Origin of the sequence: Brevibacillus gelatini (assembly GCF_003710935.1) — a bacterium.
GTDB classification, from domain to species: domain Bacteria; phylum Bacillota; class Bacilli; order Brevibacillales; family Brevibacillaceae; genus Brevibacillus; species Brevibacillus gelatini.
Window position 1 is genome coordinate 33,458 of the sequence record NZ_RHHS01000005.1, and the last position, 17,659, is coordinate 51,116.

Annotated in this window: 19 protein-coding genes; all 19 read right to left on the bottom strand. The window is 53.0% G+C overall.

Going from position 1 to position 17,659, the window contains the following annotated elements:
- Positions 1–4: 4 nt before the first annotated feature.
- The 19 genes from EDM57_RS00440 to EDM57_RS00535 all read right to left on the bottom strand — a co-directional run bounded on the left by EDM57_RS00440 (position 5) and on the right by EDM57_RS00535 (position 17,620).
- Positions 5–973: a flagellar hook-basal body protein gene (locus tag EDM57_RS00440; protein ID WP_122902812.1), complete on the bottom strand. Its 969-nt coding sequence runs from the start codon at positions 971–973 to the stop codon at positions 5–7.
- A 6-nt stretch (positions 974–979) separates the two neighbouring features.
- On the bottom strand, positions 980–1,996 hold the full coding sequence (gene mreB, locus EDM57_RS00445; RefSeq protein ID WP_122902813.1) for a rod shape-determining protein: 1,017 nt from the start codon (positions 1,994–1,996) through the stop codon (positions 980–982).
- A 77-nt stretch (positions 1,997–2,073) separates the two neighbouring features.
- Positions 2,074–2,361, bottom strand: a complete 288-nt coding sequence (gene spoIIID / locus EDM57_RS00450) for a sporulation transcriptional regulator SpoIIID (RefSeq protein ID WP_122902814.1) — start codon at positions 2,359–2,361, stop codon at positions 2,074–2,076.
- Between the two features lie 184 nt (positions 2,362–2,545).
- Entirely contained in the window at positions 2,546–3,271 is a 726-nt protein-coding gene (locus EDM57_RS00460; RefSeq protein ID WP_122902816.1) for a M23 family metallopeptidase, read from the bottom strand.
- A 90-nt stretch (positions 3,272–3,361) separates the two neighbouring features.
- Positions 3,362–4,378 carry a stage II sporulation protein D gene (gene spoIID / locus EDM57_RS00465; RefSeq protein WP_122902817.1) on the bottom strand — a complete coding sequence of 339 codons (1,017 nt, stop codon included), beginning with the start codon at positions 4,376–4,378 and terminating at the stop codon, positions 3,362–3,364.
- 153 nt (positions 4,379–4,531) lie between these two features.
- Complete coding sequence (gene murA / locus EDM57_RS00470; RefSeq protein ID WP_122902818.1) at positions 4,532–5,857, bottom strand: UDP-N-acetylglucosamine 1-carboxyvinyltransferase; 1,326 nt, start codon at positions 5,855–5,857, stop codon at positions 4,532–4,534.
- 18 nt (positions 5,858–5,875) lie between these two features.
- On the bottom strand, positions 5,876–6,622 hold the full coding sequence (locus EDM57_RS00475) for a YwmB family TATA-box binding protein (protein ID WP_122902819.1): 747 nt from the start codon (positions 6,620–6,622) through the stop codon (positions 5,876–5,878).
- A gap of 98 nt (positions 6,623–6,720) precedes the next feature.
- The gene (locus tag EDM57_RS00480; RefSeq protein WP_122902820.1) at positions 6,721–6,951 is read right to left on the bottom strand and encodes a DUF1146 family protein; all 231 of its coding nucleotides are present in this window, start codon (positions 6,949–6,951) and stop codon (positions 6,721–6,723) included.
- A gap of 107 nt (positions 6,952–7,058) precedes the next feature.
- Positions 7,059–8,585: an NADH-quinone oxidoreductase subunit NuoN gene (nuoN, locus tag EDM57_RS00485; protein WP_122902821.1), complete on the bottom strand. Its 1,527-nt coding sequence runs from the start codon at positions 8,583–8,585 to the stop codon at positions 7,059–7,061.
- 3 nt (positions 8,586–8,588) lie between these two features.
- Positions 8,589–10,130: a complex I subunit 4 family protein gene (locus EDM57_RS00490; protein ID WP_122902822.1), complete on the bottom strand. Its 1,542-nt coding sequence runs from the start codon at positions 10,128–10,130 to the stop codon at positions 8,589–8,591.
- The gene (gene nuoL, locus EDM57_RS00495) at positions 10,114–12,036 is read right to left on the bottom strand and encodes an NADH-quinone oxidoreductase subunit L (RefSeq protein WP_122902823.1); all 1,923 of its coding nucleotides are present in this window, start codon (positions 12,034–12,036) and stop codon (positions 10,114–10,116) included. The genes EDM57_RS00490 and nuoL overlap by 17 nt, the downstream gene beginning before the upstream one ends.
- Positions 12,037–12,062: 26 nt before the next feature.
- Positions 12,063–12,374: an NADH-quinone oxidoreductase subunit NuoK gene (gene nuoK, locus EDM57_RS00500; RefSeq protein ID WP_122902824.1), complete on the bottom strand. Its 312-nt coding sequence runs from the start codon at positions 12,372–12,374 to the stop codon at positions 12,063–12,065.
- A complete protein-coding gene (locus EDM57_RS00505) occupies positions 12,371–12,880 on the bottom strand; it encodes an NADH-quinone oxidoreductase subunit J (protein WP_122902825.1) in 510 nt (169 codons plus the stop codon). The genes nuoK and EDM57_RS00505 overlap by 4 nt, the downstream gene beginning before the upstream one ends.
- 1 nt (position 12,881) lies before the next feature.
- Positions 12,882–13,295, bottom strand: a complete 414-nt coding sequence (gene nuoI / locus EDM57_RS00510; protein ID WP_122902826.1) for an NADH-quinone oxidoreductase subunit NuoI — start codon at positions 13,293–13,295, stop codon at positions 12,882–12,884.
- Positions 13,296–13,387: 92 nt separating this feature from the next.
- Positions 13,388–14,398, bottom strand: a complete 1,011-nt coding sequence (gene nuoH / locus EDM57_RS00515) for an NADH-quinone oxidoreductase subunit NuoH (protein WP_211338196.1) — start codon at positions 14,396–14,398, stop codon at positions 13,388–13,390.
- Complete coding sequence (locus EDM57_RS00520) at positions 14,395–15,543, bottom strand: NADH-quinone oxidoreductase subunit D (RefSeq protein ID WP_122902828.1); 1,149 nt, start codon at positions 15,541–15,543, stop codon at positions 14,395–14,397. The genes nuoH and EDM57_RS00520 overlap by 4 nt, the downstream gene beginning before the upstream one ends.
- Positions 15,544–15,546: 3 nt before the next feature.
- The gene (locus EDM57_RS00525; RefSeq protein WP_122902829.1) at positions 15,547–16,743 is read right to left on the bottom strand and encodes an NADH-quinone oxidoreductase subunit C; all 1,197 of its coding nucleotides are present in this window, start codon (positions 16,741–16,743) and stop codon (positions 15,547–15,549) included.
- Positions 16,740–17,258 (bottom strand): NuoB/complex I 20 kDa subunit family protein, encoded by a 519-nt coding sequence (locus EDM57_RS00530; protein ID WP_122902830.1) that lies wholly within the window; start codon positions 17,256–17,258, stop codon positions 16,740–16,742. Before EDM57_RS00530 ends, EDM57_RS00525 begins: the two co-directional genes overlap by 4 nt.
- Complete coding sequence (locus EDM57_RS00535; protein ID WP_122902831.1) at positions 17,249–17,620, bottom strand: NADH-quinone oxidoreductase subunit A; 372 nt, start codon at positions 17,618–17,620, stop codon at positions 17,249–17,251. Before EDM57_RS00535 ends, EDM57_RS00530 begins: the two co-directional genes overlap by 10 nt.
- Positions 17,621–17,659: the final 39 nt, after the last annotated feature.

The following is a 17,659-nucleotide window of genomic DNA, read 5'->3' on the forward strand; positions in this document are numbered from 1 at the left end:
CCTATTATCCATTTACCCGTCCGATTTCATTAGCGGCCTTGTCCAGTGTGCCATCAATCGTCGTAATTACCCGCTGATTCGCCTCATACGCACGCAGCACGCTCATCATGCTTGTGATCGTTTGTGCCGGGTCTACATTGGAACGCTCACTCCAGCCCTGCTGCAAGCCGTATCGCCCTGTAATGGCAGGCGTATTGTACTCCCCGGCTGCCAGTGCAACCTGATCCTCCGCTTCCGCATCCTCGATTGACTGTACCTCTATGTCTCCCTCATAGCGGAAAACGCTCGTTCCCTCGCGAGCGAGCTTCTTCGGATCTGTCACGACACTCAGGCCCAGACGCGAATGAGTGGGCAGCGGCTGGTATTCTTCGTCCTCCGAATTTCTGTAGAGCAACTCACCAGCCTGATTGATTTTCAGGTTCTGGCCGACATTGATCCCGGTGTTCGGATCGTTCAGCCGAATTGCCAGATTTTGGTCGTCGAGGATATAGTATCCGTCCGACGTCATCAGGTAGCCCTCCGCGTCCACACGCCAGTTGCCGTTCCTCGTGTAGCGGATATCCTCTGGCTCAGCTGGCTGCGTCAAGTCCTCAATGCGTGCCACGCTGTAAAACAGCCGGCGTTCATTGCCGTCCTGATCGGGCTGCAGGTTGTCCATGAGCGCGACATCGTACGGATTGTTCGACTCCTCGATGTCCCCTTGTGTAAAATTCGGGAGTGCTTCTGACATGTACACGCCGGTGTGCAGCCGTCCGATTACCGCAGGCTGTCCCGGCATACTCGGAACACCTGGAAATTCAGGTCCTTCCGAATCGCGCATGCGCGAGAGAAGCTGTTCCGGAAACGCTCGCATCACACCGATGTCCTGCTTGTAGCCAGGAGTATTGATGTTAGCCAGATTATTCGCCAGCGATTCTTGCTTGTTTTGCAAGGCCAGCATGCCAGATGCAGACGTATACAAGCCTCTAATCACGTCATCTTACCTCCTGAATAATCGCTTATTCGAGTGAGCTGGTACTTTGTCAAGGTATTCCAGCATCATTCCGGTCCCTTTGGCTACGCACATCATCGGTTCTTCCGCTACCAGCACAGGAACCTTCAGTTCCTCCGCCAAAATCTCGTCAATACCGTGCAAAAGTGCTCCGCCGCCGGTCAGGAAAACACCCTTATCAATTATATCGGCAGAAAGCTCAGGAGGTGTTCGTTCCAAAACAGATTTGGAGGCTTGTACAATCGCGCTCACCGACTCGGCCAGGGCTTCTTGGACTTCGACCGATTTAATGGTAATGGTTTGCGGCAAGCCGCTTACCATGTCTCGGCCCCGAATGTCCATTTCGTCCTGGCGCCTGCCGGATACAGTTCCGATCTGTACCTTGATATCTTCAGCCGTACGCTCTCCGATCAGCAGTTTGTATTTATTTTTTATGTACCGCATAATAGCCACATCGAATGTGTCTCCAGCTACTTTGATGGAGGATGACGTGACGATGTCACCCATAGACAATACCGCAACATCGGTCGTACCCCCACCAATATCGACTACCATATTTCCGGACGGCTGAAAAATATCCATTCCTGCCCCTACTGCAGCCACTTTCGGTTCTTCTTCGATAAACACCTGTCTTGCGCCGCCACTGCGCTCTGCCGCCTCGCGAATCGCCTTTTGCTCGACAGACGTAATGTTCGTCGGACAGCAAATCAAAATGCGCGGGCGTGCAAACATGCTTTTCCCGCCAATTTTGTTCAAAAAGTGCTTCAGCATCGCTTCCGTAATCTCAAAATCGGCAATGACCCCTTCGCGCAAAGGTCGGATCGCCACGATGTTTCCTGGGGTGCGGCCCACCATGCGATGTGCTTCGTGCCCCACAGCCAATACTTTCCTTGTATTACTATCTATTGCCACGACAGATGGTTCGTCCAGGACAATCCCCTTGCCTTTTACATACACCAAGACATTGGCCGTCCCCAAGTCGATCCCGATATCTTTGCCAAACATGAAAGGTCCTCCCTGTTACCAGTTACATTTCTATCTAATATCATAGGCTCTTCTACGTGAGAGGACAAGAAAATTATTTATTGGACGCCTTCCTCCTGTTCTACGCGGACTTTTTTACTGCGCCGCTTATACTTGATCTTGGTTGCTTCGCCTCCCCGCAAATGTCTGATCGCTTTGTGATATTCCAAAATTTCCTTTACCTGGTTGGCCAACTCCGGATTTATTTCAGGCAATCTTTCCGTCAAGTCCTTGTGCACTGTGCTTTTGGAAACACCGAACTCTTTGGCAATCATCCGTACCGTATTTCGCGTTTCTACAATATATCTGCCAATCTTGATGGTCCGCTCTTTGATGTAGTCGTGCACATTACTCGCCTCCTTGTATCTACATTGTCTGATACAATATATGGGTGCGCGGGGACACATATTCTACGTTTCCAAGCCTGACAAGCCAGCACGGACGCATCTTTTTTCCACGGTTTGTACCAAAAGCAAAAAAAGCACCCGCAAAACGCTTGATTTTGCAGGTGCTTTTCCATTATTTCGGTGATTATTGATTTTTCGTTTCCGCTTGCAGCAAATATTGCTGAGGGTTGACCGGTTTGCCGTCCACGTGCACTTCGAAGTGGAGATGGACGCCAAAGTCCTTTTCATACTCGCTGCGGCCGGCTGATCCGATGACCTGGCCTTGTGTCACTTCATCGCCCGGTTTGACTGTGATGTTTTCCAGGCTTTGATAAACCGTAACCATTTTGTCTGCGTGCTCTACTTCAACGGTTTTGCCGACGAGCGGATCGTTTTCCACCTTGGTGACTTTTCCGGCGAGCGCAGCCACTACATCAAAGCTCTTGCCGTCGGTTGCTTTCAAATCAATTCCCGTGTGCGGGTAGAAGGAGTTGCCGTACTTGACGAGTGCTTTTTGCTGCTCGTCTTTGGACGCCTGTTCATCGTAGTAACCCATTCCCAGCTCGTACTGAACGTTTTTCCCTACAGGCCATGCCAACGGTTGGGCGCCGCTTGTCACAGGCACCGCTTCTTCGTTTTGCTCTGGAGTCTCAGGAGCCGCCGGAGTTGTCACTGCCACGTCATCCGCGACATTCGTCATGTTGGAGACTGTGTCCATGACGCTGCCCTGATACCACATCACAAAAGCGAGAATGATTGCTGCGGTTCCGATGTAGATTGCGGGGAACGCCCACTTCTTGCCCAAAACTTTTTTCCAGGCACTTGCCTTCTTGAATGGAATCGGTTGATTTTGATTTTTTTGATCTTCCATTTTATTCATCACCTCATCCCTCAGTATCGCCAGAATTTTGGCGAATAAACCTGAGAGAGAAGGGAAAAGTAAAAATTTGCATCTTTTTTGCTAGGCTCGCATGACGTTTGCGTAATTCTGCAAGCTGATTCCCTGGTAGAAATGCTTCACGATTTGCTCGGCGGTTTTTCCGCTCTTGGCCATGCCGTTTGCCCCCCACTGGCTCATGCCGACTCCGTGGCCGTATCCTTTTGTCGTAATAAAGACCTGATTTCCTCTTAGCTCCAGCGTGAAGGAGGACGAATTCAAATTGAGTTTTTCGCGAAATTCCCGTCCGGTAAACTCCTTGCCGCCAATGCTGATCTTGCCGACCCGATTGCCTGTCGTTCGCGACTCAATCCGGTACCAGGCTCCATTGGAGGAAGCCTCCTGCGACAGCTTTACACCCAGCTCTTTTTCCAGCTCCGCCGTCGACTTGACCACGGTTTCTTCATAACGGGGCGACTCGATGTCCCAGGGACTGGCTACGCTTTTCAGATAAGGGATCGGCTTTTCCCAGTATTCATCCGAGTTTTCGGTGAATCCGTTGCTGGTGGAAAAAAATGTCGCATCAATCGGCTCTCCCTGGTAGGTCAGTACAATCCCCGCTGTTGACTGGACAGCTTGCTCGATGCGTCTGTTTTTCCATTCGAATTGATCTTTCCAACGTTCGCGGCGCTGTGCTTCATCCATATAGACCTGATGCTGGACGGTATCCAGCACCTGTGCCCCCGCCGGAACGTCGTCGAATTTCCCTTGCTTCAGCCTGCGCACGATATACGTCCTGGCTGCCATCGCCTGGGCCTTCAGCGCCTCCAGTTCAAATTCGGCAGGCATCTCAGCGGCTACTACCCCGGCAATGTACGTTTCCAGCGGCAATGTCTCCACCACCTTTTTTTCTGTTCGGTAGACCTTGATGGAAAGCTGCGGGTCAGCAGCGGCCATCGTAGGTTTGTCCTGCCCCTGGACGACAGCGTTTGGCTGGGCGGCTGATTCGTGCGCGGGTGCAAACAGATAGACCAGCGCGGCAGGCATCAAGACGAGCAAGATCGGCAAAGTGATAAACCCTATGAGCAAGTAGCGTTTCATCCAGTGATCCTCCCCGTTAAGTGCTAGACACTTTCAGTCTATGTCCTGCCATAGACCCATAGAACGAGAGAGTCAGAGAGTCGCGAGGAAACAAAAAAAGACTCCCTGCTTTTGCAGAGAATCTTCGTTTTTGTCATATGACTGACACATTGGTTACGCAAAATTAGGAGAGAAGCTTACCTTGATGGTTTCCGGGACTACGGCTTCCCGCTTTTTCTCCTCTGGGCCTACACGCTCTACATCTGCTCCGAGCGCCAGCAGCTTTTCCGTAAAGTTCACGTACCCGCGGTCGATATGATGGAGAGCTGTAACCTCCGTCTCTCCCTCGGACACAAGTCCGGCCAGCACCAATGCCGCGCCTGCGCGCAAATCGGTAGCGGCTACCTTGCTTCCGGTCAGCTTGGCGCCGCCTTCCACAATCGCACTGCGTCCTTCGATCTTGATATTGGCATTCATGCGGCGGAACTCTTCCACGTGCATGAAGCGATTTTCAAAAACGGTCTCGGTGACAATGCTTGTCCCTTCGGAAACAAGCAAAAGCGCCATCATTTGCGACTGCATGTCGGTCGGGAAGCCTGGATACGGCAGCGTCTTGAGATCGACCGCCTTGAGCGGACCAGTCCGGCGAACGCGAATGCCGTTCTCCTGCTCGTCTACTTCCACGCCCATCTCCCGCAGCTTGGCAGTGACGGATTTCAGGTGGTCGCAAATTGCGCCTTCCACAAAGACATCTCCGCCTGTAATCGCTGCGGCTACCATGAAGGTTCCTGCCTCGATCCGGTCAGGGATGACGCAATGCGTGCAGCCCTTCAGCTTATCCACGCCTTCAATGCGGATGGAGCCTGTTCCCGCCCCGCGAATTTTTGCTCCCATTCTGTTCAGGAAGTTGGCGAGGTCGACAATCTCCGGCTCTTCCGCCGCGTTTTCAATCACGGTCGTGCCTTCGGCCAAAGTCGCTGCCATCATGATATTTTCCGTTGCGCCGACACTTGCAATATCGAGGTAGATTTTTGCCCCTTTCAATCGCCCGTCCACTTTTGCATCAATAAACCCTTGTCCGATCTCGATTTTGGCTCCCATAGCCTCAAACCCTTTCAGGTGTTGGTCGATCGGGCGAGTACCAATGGCACAACCACCTGGAAGAGCGACACGAGCCTGTCCTTTTCTGGCCAAAAGCGGCCCCATTACCAGGAAGGATGCACGCATTTTGCGGACCAGTTCATAGGATGCTTCCACGCTGGTGAGCTCGGAAGCATGGATTGTCAGCACTTCATGATGATATGTAAGGGAGATTCCCATCGATTTCAAGAGGTCGCATATTGTCCTGACATCGTCGAGAGCAGGTACATCCGAGATCACGCATGTTCCTTCTTCTGCCAGGATAGATGCTGCAATAATAGGGAGTACGGCATTTTTGGCGCCAGATACTTTCACATTTCCGGTCAATGCCTTACCACCACGGACAATAATTTTATCCAATGTGTACCCCTCCGCGTGCTAATATTCCACTGTGATGATTGGCGTACCTACAGTGACCCATGTGCCAACATTGCCACTGTCACGGTGTGTTGCCACTTGCAGATTCATCTTTTGCCCGTTTAACGCGATGAATGGTTCCCACATAGGGGTATGTCCGGAAATACTGACAACCGTCTCATCTTGCAAACGTTCCAATTCTGTTGCCTGAAGGGTAGCAAAAATCGACATAATTTTACCCCTCTGTTGGTCAACACTCATCTTAACATTGTACAATCCGCGAATACAAGTGCTAATTTGCGGAATAAAGTCGGCATTTTTCAGGGCTGATGCGAAGGTTTCCTGTATCTGCTCAATATATAGTAGGGATTCACGGCTTCCAGATATGTGCAGCACTAGATATGTGTCAAATGCCCCATTTTTAGAAACACCTGCCACTTCGTAGCGAACCGAAACGCCGTTTTGCATGTATGTAGTCCGATACATAAGAATGTTGCTGTTCCGCGATTCCCCGCCAAGGGAAAGAGGGATCTCCAGCTTTTTCGCCCATGTCCGTGCCAACTCTTTGACTTCTTCCGGGCGCTGCACTTCTCCCAGCGGAACGCGTGCCCGTACCTGGATGGATACGCCCGTTGCTCCTGATTCTTCGAGCGTTTGCATGAGCTTGCTCGCGACAGGTTTTGCTTCCGACGCCTGCGCAGGCATCCAGTATACAGCACATGCTGCCAGCAATAGAGCTAGTGCAAGCAGGCCAGACCATTTCCCCATTTTTACCCTCTCCCCATGTTCATGCGTATCTCTTTGTACTTCTCATTTTGCACATGAAACTGGGTGGATATACCAGCGGATGGGCAGAAGTTTGGGAATCAGGAAAACAGGCTGCTGAAATTCATGGACCAGCCCAAATAATCCAGGAAAAAGCGCGAAACTTCATAGCCGATCACGATCGACAAAAGGACTTGCAGCAGCTTGGCTTGCGCCCCCTGCGGATGCTTGACGATCTTTTCAAAGCGAAATGATTGCAACGCCCACCAGGCGAGTGCAATGAATACAATCGACAGGACGATGCTCAATACGCCGTATACTTCTTGCGGCATGGTTGTTCCTCCTCTTGCAAATCAGTAACCAGAGAAAAAGAAAAAGGGACAGCCCGAAAGCGAGCTATCCCCTCTATTGTACATGATGTGGCGTTTCGTTACGAGTATCACTGAAAGTCGACAGGAAGCATGTTCCCGAAGTCAAACGACGGATTGAAATGAAGCTGTACGTAGTCAGTAACCAGACCCGGGAAGGCTCCGAAGAACACCGTCAGGAGAGCCAGGACGAAAACGAGAGTCCAGATGCCCTTTGGCACGGCGAGCGGTGCTTCGCTCGTTCCCGGACGCATGTACATCTGCCTGATAATCCCGAAGTAATAATAGTAGGAAATGACACTTGTCACGATCATGATCGCTGCCAGCCAGTAGTTTTCCTGGGCCAGAGCGCCCATGAACAGATAGAATTTCCCGAAGAATCCTGCGGTGACAGGAATGCCCGCCAGCGACAACAGGAAAATGCTCATCGCAATCGCCATAATCGGCGAGCGGTGATACAAGCCTGCGAAGCCCTTGATCTCCTCTGTCCCTTGCTCGCGCGTAACTACCATGATGACGGCAAAAGCGCCGAAGCTGACGAGCAAATAGCCGAACAGATAGAAAATCACTTCGCCGAAAAACAGCGTAGTCGGCGGCACGAACGGCACCAGCAAGTAACCCGCCTGCGCGATCCCCGAATAGGCCATCATGCGCTTGACGTTTGTTTGCCGCAGCGCCATCGTGTTCCCGATAATCATAGAGGCTGCCGCCATCACGCCAAGGTACAGGCTCCCTTCCTGGAAAAAGAAGCGGTTTGCCCCGTCGTTGACGTTAAAGAACGAGATCAGCAGAACCCGGAACAACAGCGAGAAGCCTGCCGCTTTTGATACAACTGCCAAAAACGCCGTGACTGGAGTCGGAGCGCCCTGGTAAACGTCCGGTGCCCACATATGGTTGGGAGCCGCAGATATTTTAAAGGCAAGACCGACCGCCAAAAAGGCAAAGGCCATGTAGACGAGGAACTGGTAGCCGGCCATTCCAGCCTCCGCCAGGCGGAACGAGATTTCGTAAATGTTGGTTGTTCCCGCCAGTCCGTACACATAGGACATACCGAACAGCGTAATGGCTGTGGCGATTCCGCCCGAGACGACATACTTGAAAGCCGACTCGTTTGATTGCAGCGACCTTTTTCGCAGGCCGACAAGCGTGTAGGACGACAGGGACAAAAGCTCAAGACCTACGAACAGCGTAATCAGGTCGGCCGAGGACGCCATGACCATCGCCCCCAAAAGACCCGTCAGCATCAAATAATAATACTCTCCCTTATGGGTAACTTCTCCCTTTTTCAAATACGAGAGAGAAATCAGGATCGCAAATGCCGTCCCGCCCAGGAAAAGCAGCTTGAACGCGTTGCCGTAGTCATCCACGCGAATCATGTCCGCCATGTAGCTGTACGGCTTGTCAAGTACATTGACGTTGACGAAGACAAACACCATAGCCAGCACTACCCCCGCCAGGGACAGCCAGCCGATCACCTGCCTGCCAAGGCGCTTGCCCGCGAACAGGTCCAGGAGCGACAAAATCGTCGCAAAACCGAGAATGATAAATTCGGGCAGAAGGTAGCTCCAGTCATATGAGAAAATATCTTTTACGTCCATGGATTACCCTCCTATTCCCGTTACGATCGGTACGATCGTTTTCAGGGCCTGCTGCATCGGATTGCCCAAAATAGCCGGGTACACCCCGATGAGAATAATGAATCCGAGCAACACGACCATCGGAATCACTTCCATTGGCTGCGCGTCCGCAAGACCTGTAAAACGGCTTGGCATCGGGCCGAATGTCGTCCGCAGGATCGCCCGCAGCAGGTAAACGGCTGTGAGCACGATTCCGAGCGCCCCGATCGCGGCCAACACTGGCATCCGGCCGAACAGCCCAAGGAAAGCGAAAAACTCACTGATAAACCCGGACATGCCTGGCAGACCCAGCGACGCCATCCCGCCAGCCAGGAAAATTCCGCTTGCAAACGGCATGGATTTGGCCAAGCCGCCGAGTTCGCTGATCGTCGACGTCTGTGTCCTGTCCCAAATGACGCCGATCAAAAAGAACAGCAGTGCCGAAATAAAGCCGTGGGAAACAACCTGGAACATCGCGCCTTGAAAGCCGATCGAGTTCATCGCCGCAAAGCCGAGCAGTACGATCCCCATGTGGCTGATACTGGAGTACGCCAGCACCATCTTCAAATCTTTTTGCACAAAAGCGAGAACCGCTCCGTACAAGACGTTGATGATTCCCAAGACCGCAAGCCACGTCGAGAACTGATAGGCTTGCTCCGGGAAAAATCCGATGCCCATCCGCAGCAGTCCATACGCCCCCATCTTCAGCAAAATGCCGGAGTGGATCATGACGATGGAAGGCGGAGCTTGTACGTGTACCTTCAGCATCCACGTATGGAACGGAAATACCGGCAGCTTGATGGCAAAAGCCACAAACAGCGCCAGGAACAGCCCGAACCGGACCTCTGGTGTGAGCGTAGCTGTAACCGGATGATCCGGCGTCGTCAGGATCGCAGCAATTTGGTCCATATTCAGCGTGCGCATGACGACGAAAATCATGATGAAGGCCAGAAGCATGATGCCTGAGCCGATTCCGTTGTACAAAAGGAATTTGTTTGCCGCATGCTCCCGCTCGCCGTAGCCCCAGATGCCAATCAGGAAGTACGTTGGCACCAGCGTCAGCTCGAAGAAGATGAAGAACAAAAACAGGTTATCGGCGGCAAACACACCCAGCATCCCGATCAGCAGCAAGTGGAACAGGATGAAATATTCTTTCAGCCGCTTTTTGATCTGCCAGGAAGCGACTGCAGCCATCGTGCCGATAATCGCCGTCAGCAAGATCAGCGGCATCGAGATGCCATCCACGCCCAGCTCGTAGTTGATTTCAAAGGCAAAGACCGTCCCCGTCTGCGCAAGTCCGATCGGGATGGAAATCCAGTTGTGACGCTCGACAAACTGGAGATTGGACGTATCGTAATTGAAAGCTCCGAACATCCAGAAGGCCAGAATCAGCGGCAGCAAGGTTCCCAGTACCCCAACCTGCTTGATTGCCCCGAATCGGCTGCGCGGGATGAAGGCGATGACAAGAATCGCCAGGAGCGGAGAAAACACCAGCGACGACAAAAGGATATTAGCGCCCGAATCCAAAGAGTCCACCTCCCTCGACCGTCAAACTGATGGCAATAATCAGCAGCAAAAGACCGAACAGGACCATCGCCCCGTAAGACTGAATCTGACCGCTTTGCACTCGCGCATGCAGAGAGCCGATCCCCTGTGAAAGCTTGGCTGTCAGCCCGACCAGGCCATCCACCACGTACTTGTCAAAGCCGTTCAGGATTACGCCGAGCCAGCCGAGCGGCCGCACAACGACATGGTGATACAGCTCATCCACGTAGTATTTGCGGTAAGAGAGTTGATAGAGCCACGGCATCGTCTCGGGAATGCTGTCCGAAGGAATCGACTTTTTGCCATACATCAGATAGGCCAAAATGACGCCGAGCACCGAGATGAGCAGCGCCACGATTTGCAGCCATGCTGCCGCATGCTCTGATCCCTCTCCAAAAATGCCTGCAATCGCCGTTCCCGTGTCTGTAGACAGGAGCCAGTCAGACAGCAGCGGAGCGTAAGGCGTGTTTACAAAACCAGCCACCACAGCGAGCAGCGCCAAAATCAGCAGCGGACCAGTCATGACAGCTGGCGACTCGTGCGCTTCGTGCTTGCCTCTGGCCTTTCCGGCGAACGTGAGGAAAAACAGTCGGAACATATAGAATGCCGTAAAGAAAGCGGCAACGAGCGCAATGACCAACAGATCATAGCGATGCGCTCCGTACACAGCGCCCAGGATTGCTTCCTTCGACCAGAACCCGGCGAACGGAAAAATCCCCGCGATTGCCAGACAGCCGATCAAAAAGGTCAATGCCGTAACAGGCATTTTTTTCCACAAGCCACCCATCTCGAAAACGTCCTGCGTATGTACGGCATGAATGACGCTACCCGCTCCGAGAAAGAGCAACGCTTTGAAAAAGGCGTGTGTCATCAGGTGGAACGATCCGGCTACATAACCGGCAGCTCCGGCAACGCCGAGCGCCATCATCATGTAGCCCAGCTGGCTGACGGTGGAATACGCCAGCACGCGCTTGATGTCACGCTGCGTCAAACCGATGGAAGCGGCAAAAATTGCTGTGAAGCCTCCCACATAGGCCACGACTGTCAGCGCTGTCTCCGAGGCGATAAACAGCGGATACGTCGCCGCCACCAGATACACCCCGGCTGCGACCATCGTCGCCGCGTGGATCAGGGCAGACACTGGCGTAGGACCTTCCATCGCGTCAGGCAGCCATGTATGCAGCGGGAATTGGCCTGATTTTCCGATTGCCCCGACAAAAATCAGAATCGCGGCAAGAGTAATCATCCAAGGCTCCAGACGTCCGAGCGCCACGCTCTCAAAAATCGCCGCGTACTCGAAGCTTCCTGTCCACCAGAACAGCAGACAAATCCCGATAAACAGTCCAAGGTCGCCGATCCGTGTGACAATAAATGCCTTTTTGGCCGCAGCCTTCGCTTCCGGCTTGAAGTAGTAGTAGCCGACGAGCAGGAAGGAGCAGACACCGACCAGCTCCCAGAAAATGTACACTTGCAACAGGTTCGGCGAAATGACCAGACCGAGCATGGAAAACGTAAACAGCGCCAGGTACTGGTAAAACACCGGAAAACGCTCGTCACCGTGCATGTAGCCTTTGGAGTAAATCTGAACCAGCAGGCTGACCAAGGTCACGATGACCAGCATCATGGCATTGAGCGGCGTTACCTCAAAGCCCATGTTGATGACAATGTCACCGACTTGCAGCCAATCTACCACGTAGTTGTAGTCTCCTCCGCCATCCCGGAATCTCTGCCAGAAGGTGAGCACTGCGATTCCAAAAGAAACAGCCGTCAGCCCGATGCCGACGATGGCCGCTCCTTCTTTCAACTGTCGACCAAATGAAACGATCACGATGAAAGCAAGAAGCGGAAACAGAGGGATCAGCCAGGCGTAGTGCAAAAAAGTATCCATCTTTGTCCTCCTTATCAGGTCTCCATCTATCGTTTCATTTGGTTCATTTCATCCACATTGACGGTTTCCTTGTTGCGGTAGAGTGCAATCAGGATTGCCAGACCTACCGCGACCTCGGCCGCCGCCACCGTCATGGAGAACAGGGTAAAAATTTGTCCGGCTACAGCCGGGTACAAGCCGTATTTTGAGAAGGCAATCAGGTTGATATTGGCCGCATTCAGCATCAGCTCAATCGAAAGCAGCACGACAACCGCGTTGCGCTTTGTCAGCGCTCCGTACAATCCGACGCAAAACAGAATCAGCGCGACCATTAAATAGGAGGTAATGCTTACTGTCATTCGTTATCCCCCTCCTTTTTTGCCATGATGATCGCACCGACCAATGCGACCAAAAGCAGTACGGACAACAGCTCGAACGGAATGACGTACTTGGTGAATACTTCAAGTCCGATTTCTTTGGCGTTGCTCACAGACGATGCTGCTTGCGGCGGAGGTCCCGGCCACGGCGTGTTTTGCACACCCCAGAACAACAGACCAAACAGTCCGACGACAAAGAGCAGGATAAAGCGGTTTTTCCAGGTCCGTCCGGTTCCTTCATCCTGGGCATCGTGCTTGGTCAGCATGATGCCAAACAGCATCAGGATGGAAATCGCCCCGGAGTAAACCAGCACCTGTGCTACGCCTACGAACTCCGCTCCAAGCAAAACGAACAGTCCGGCGATGCTGATAAACGTAACCCCGAGCGAGATTACCATGTGAACGACTCGCGTAAAGCTAATCATGAAAACAGCGCCGCCAATCGTCAGGAGAGACAGGATAAAAAAGGCTACAAATTCGCCAGTCATGCTAGTTCTCCTCCCTGACGTTCGTATTGTTGTCATCCAGCCATTTCAGGTCTTTGTACAGTTCGTCCCTGCTGTATACAGCCAGCTCAAAGTTGTTGGTCATCACAATCGCTTCGGTCGGGCAAACCTCTGTACAAAGATCGCACAGGATGCACAATTCGAAGTTAATATCGTACGTATCGATGATTTTCCCCTTTTTCTCCGGATCCGGATGGGGCCTTCCTGTCAACTGGATGCACTCTGTCGGACAAATGCGCGCGCACTGGTTGCACACGATGCATTTTTCCGGGGAAAAGTGCTGGATGCCGCGAAAGCGCGGCGGCATGGGAAAAGGCACGTCCGGGTAAAAATGGGTTACTTTTTTCTCCGTAAGCTTTTTAAATGTGTACCCCAGGCCTTTGGCCAGTCCAAGCATGTATGTCACCCCTCAGAAATTGAGAACTTGTCTTTCGCCTTGCCGACCGTATAAACGTGGGACATCTGGCAGTTGCCTCTTGGCCGCGAAGCTTAGAACATGCCGTTTTGATAGGAAATGACGACAGCCGTGAGCAAAATGTTGAACAAGGCCACTGGCAGCAGAACTTTCCAGGCAAACGACATCAACTGATCGACCCGCAAGCGCGGCATTGTAGCCCGAAGCCAGAACTGAAGGAAGATATACAGCGAGAACTTGAGGACAAACCAGACGATTCCCGGGATAAAGTCCAAAGCCGGATGAATGGGCAGCCAGCCGCCCAAAAACAAAATCGTAATCAACGTCCCCATCCCGAACATGTACACGTATTCCGCCAGCATAAACATCGCAAAGCGGAAGCCGGAATATTCGACGTGGTAGCCTGCCACAAGCTCGGACTCGGCCTCCGGCAAGTCAAAAGGCGTGCGGTTCAGCTCGGCCTGGGCCGCTACAAGAAAGACGGCAAAGCCGATAAACTGCGGAACGATATTCCAGACATCCCGCTGCGCCTCGACAATTTCCCTGAGATTCATGCTGCCCGTCAGCATGACAACGCCCACCACGGACATGACGAGTGGCACTTCATAGCTAATCATCTGCGCCGCAGAGCGGAGACCGCCGATCAGCGAATACTTGTTGTTCGACGCCCAGCCCGCCGTAATTACGCCCAGCACGGTAATTCCCGACAGAGCGATATAGTACAGAAGGCCGATGCCCAAGTCGGCAAACTGGATGCTTTCTGTAAACGGCATGACGGCGAGAACCCCGAAGGCAGGCGCATAGGCGAGAATGGGCGCCAGCGTAAACAGCGCTTTGTCTGCATGCTGCGGACGCGTATCTTCTTTCAGAAGAAGCTTGGTAACGTCAGCAACGGTTTGCAAAAGCCCCAGCGGTCCTACCCGATTGGGACCGATTCGCAGCTGCATCCAGCCGATTATTTTTCGCTCGAAGTAAATGGCATACGTTACAAATCCCAGCAGGACAGCCAGCAGGAGCACCGCCGCCACGATAAACCAGAGCGTGTTTCCCCACGAGGGGGCTTGCTGCAGAAGCTCGTTCATCAACAGTCAACCTCCCCGAGCACGATGTCGATGCTGCCCAGGATCGCGATCATGTTGGCAAGGTTTTCGCCCTGCAACAATTTGGGCAGAATCTGCAGATTGGTAAAGGACGGGCGTCTGAATTTCACTCTCCATGGCTTATCCTTGCCCTGGCTGGCAATATAGCAGCCAATCTCTCCCCGCGGTGCTTCGATGCGCACATATGTCTCACCGGCTGGCGGACGGATGACGCGCGGCACTTTGCCGATGACTTCTCCCTCGCTCGGGAATTGCTCCAGAGCCTGCTCCAGAATGCGCAGCGACTGTTCAATCTCTGCCATCCGCAACTGGTAGCGAGCCATGCAGTCTCCCTCTGTGGCAGTCGGAACATCAAAGTCGAAGCGATCGTAGATACAGTAAGGCTCATCCTTGCGCAAGTCCCATTTGACTCCGGTAGAGCGGAGCATGACTCCGGACAGCGAGTAGTCCAGCGCCGTCTTGGTGTCGAATTTGCCGATGCCTTTGATCCTGTTGATAAAAATTTCATTTCCCGACACCAGCTTATGGTAGTTGCCGAGTTCCTTCTTCATGTACTGGACGAATTCCTTGGCCTTGTCGATCCACCCTGGAGGGGCATCCCATTTCACGCCGCCAATCCGCATGTAGTTAAAGGTCATCCGCGCCCCGCACAGCTCGTTGAACAGGTCGAGGATCATTTCCCGATCGCGGAACGCATACAGAAACGGCCCCATCGCGCCAATATCAAGCAGGTACGTTCCCCACCAGACCAGGTGGCTCGCTACCCTGTTCAGCTCCATGGCAATCAGCCGCAAAAACTGGGCACGCTCCGGTATTTCCAATCCCATCATGGTTTCTACCGCGTGGCAGAAGACGTAGTTGTTGGTCATGGCGGACACGTAGTCCATCCGGTCTGTGTAGGGAATGATTTGCGTATAGTTCAAGTTTTCGGCCAGCTTTTCGGTTCCCCGATGGAGGTAGCCCATCACCGGAATGGCTTCCTTGATGGTTTCCCCGTCAATTTTGACAACCAGACGAAAAACGCCGTGTGTACTCGGATGCTGCGGCCCGACGTTCAAGAGCATTTCTTCCGTGCGAATGCCCGTTTCAGGAGAGGTATCGACATTTGTTGTGAGGATGTTTTGGTTCATCTGTTAAACCTCCTCGTCGTATTGCACGTAATCTTTTCGCAGCGGATAGCCTACCCAATCATCCGGCAGCAAAATTCGACGCAAATCCTTATGTCCCGGGAAATGAATCCCCAACAAGTCAAAAGTCTCTCTCTCGTTCCAATTTGCGCCATGCCATAGATCCATAACCGATGGCACAGATGGCTGTTCCCGGTTTGTTTTGACTTTTACGGCCAGACTTTGTCGGTTTATGTAGGAGTAGAAGTGGTAGTAAACCTCCATCCGGTCCTCATAATCGACGCCGTGCAAATCAGACAAGTAATCGAATGCCAGTGGCTCGTCTTCCTTCAAAAACCGGGCGATTTCATGCCAACGCTCTGTCTTGATGACCAGTGTCGGAACTTCCTTGCCCAGCTCGTTTATGTAGGCAGCCTCCAGCACTTCCTTGCCAAACACTTCTGTAATGCGCTGCACGTACTTGTCGAGATACGGCTGATTTTTGGAAGGAGCTTTCGGCGCTTCTTCCGCAGCTGGGGATTCTCCCTGCGCGGCTTTCGCTTTCGCTGCTGCGGCGGCTGCTGCTTTGGCTTTCGCAGCGGCGGCTGCTTTTGCCTTGGCGTCGGCATCTGCGCCATCTGCTGCCTGTCCGCCTGCTTCCCTCGCGGCCTTCGCCTTCGCTGCAGCTGCGGCAGCGGCCTTGGCCTTTGCAGCAGCCGCCGCTTTGGCCTTCGCCTCTGCGTCTGCACCGGATGCTGTCGGAGCAGCATCAGCCTGCTGGGCAGCCTCTTTGGCTTCTTTCGCAGCTTTTGCTTTTGCCAGCGCTTCAGCAGCGGCGGCTTTTTTCGCGGCGGCTTTTTCTTCTGGCGTCATTTCCGAGAAAGGCTTCGGCGCTGGGGCTGACTCTGCTCCGGCTTCTTTCGCTTCTTTCGCTTCTTTCGCGGCCTTGGCCTTTGCAATCGCCTCGGCAGCGGCGGCCTTTTTCGCAGCGGCTTTTTCCTCTGGTGTCATTTCCGAGATGGGCTTCGACGATGGGGCTGGTTCGGCTTTTGCCTGTGGCTCTGCGGCCTGGGCTTGTACCGGAACTTCTTCCGCTTCCTTTTCCCCCTGTGGAGCCTGCGCCCCCTGTTCTCTTAATTTTCGCAAAGCTTCAGCCTTGGCACGGGCTTCAGCGGCGGCCTTCGCCTTTTCTTCCGGCGTTGGTTTGCGTTTTTCTTCACTCATTGACTGGTCACCCGCTTCCCAGTCTTCGCTTCATAGCGAATTTTTTCCTGGAGCTTGTTGATTCCGTAAATCAGGGCAGCCGGATTAGGCGGACAGCCCGGAATATATACGTCGACAGGAACGATCTGATCGACACCTTTTACCACGCTGTACGAGCGTACGTAAGGGCCTCCTGCCGTCGCACAGGACCCCATGGCGATCACCCACTTCGGCTCGGGCATTTGGTCGTACAAACGGCGCAGCAGCGGCGCCATTTTTTTCGTAACGGTACCGGCAACGATCATGACATCCGATTGCCTTGGCGAGGCGCGGAAGATCACGCCGAATCGGTCCAGGTCGTAGCGCGATCCACCTGTTCCCATCATTTCAATGGCGCAACAGGCAAGACCAAAGGTCAGCGGCCAGAGCGAGTTGCTGCGGACCCAGCCTTTTACCGTTTCCAATGTCGTAAACATGACGTTGCGTTCCAGCTCTTCTTGCAATTCAGGCGCAATGCTTGTCAAGTCTAGTTCCATTCCAGCACCTTCTTTCTCCACGCGTAAATCAACCCTACTACCAGCAAGGCTATAAAGATGACCATCTCGACCAGGGCGAACAGCCCCAGCTCTTTGTAAGCGACGGCCCACGGGTACAGAAAGAGCGTCTCTACATCAAAAATGACAAACAAGAGGGCGAAAATGTAATACTTTACGTTGAAGCGTACCCAGCTGTCACCAACAGGAATGTTACCGCTTTCATAAGTGGTTTGCTTTTCCCGTGTCGGTTTCTTTGGACGCAGCAGTGGACCAACGAAACTGACTGTAGCCACGGGCAACAACACACCCAGAATCAAAAAGATCGCGACAATAACATAATTGTTGGTATAGATCTCATTCACCCACGTTCCCTCCGCTCGTAAGAAAGATTTGAATCTGTC

Coding starts and splice junctions, on each gene's coding strand:
- mreB (WP_122902813.1), bottom strand. CDS start 1,996: ATGTTTGGCAAAGATATCGGGATCGACTTGGGGACGGCCAATGTCTTG.
- EDM57_RS00460 (WP_122902816.1), bottom strand. CDS start 3,271: ATGGAAGATCAAAAAAATCAAAATCAACCGATTCCATTCAAGAAGGCA.
- spoIID (WP_122902817.1), bottom strand. CDS start 4,378: ATGAAACGCTACTTGCTCATAGGGTTTATCACTTTGCCGATCTTGCTC.
- EDM57_RS00475 (WP_122902819.1), bottom strand. CDS start 6,622: ATGGGGAAATGGTCTGGCCTGCTTGCACTAGCTCTATTGCTGGCAGCA.
- EDM57_RS00480 (WP_122902820.1), bottom strand. CDS start 6,951: ATGCCGCAAGAAGTATACGGCGTATTGAGCATCGTCCTGTCGATTGTA.
- nuoN (WP_122902821.1), bottom strand. CDS start 8,585: ATGGACGTAAAAGATATTTTCTCATATGACTGGAGCTACCTTCTGCCC.
- nuoL (WP_122902823.1), bottom strand. CDS start 12,036: ATGGATACTTTTTTGCACTACGCCTGGCTGATCCCTCTGTTTCCGCTT.
- nuoK (WP_122902824.1), bottom strand. CDS start 12,374: ATGACAGTAAGCATTACCTCCTATTTAATGGTCGCGCTGATTCTGTTT.
- EDM57_RS00505 (WP_122902825.1), bottom strand. CDS start 12,880: ATGACTGGCGAATTTGTAGCCTTTTTTATCCTGTCTCTCCTGACGATT.
- nuoI (WP_122902826.1), bottom strand. CDS start 13,295: ATGCTTGGACTGGCCAAAGGCCTGGGGTACACATTTAAAAAGCTTACG.
- EDM57_RS00520 (WP_122902828.1), bottom strand. CDS start 15,543: ATGAACCAAAACATCCTCACAACAAATGTCGATACCTCTCCTGAAACG.
- EDM57_RS00525 (WP_122902829.1), bottom strand. CDS start 16,743: ATGAGTGAAGAAAAACGCAAACCAACGCCGGAAGAAAAGGCGAAGGCC.
- EDM57_RS00530 (WP_122902830.1), bottom strand. CDS start 17,258: ATGGAACTAGACTTGACAAGCATTGCGCCTGAATTGCAAGAAGAGCTG.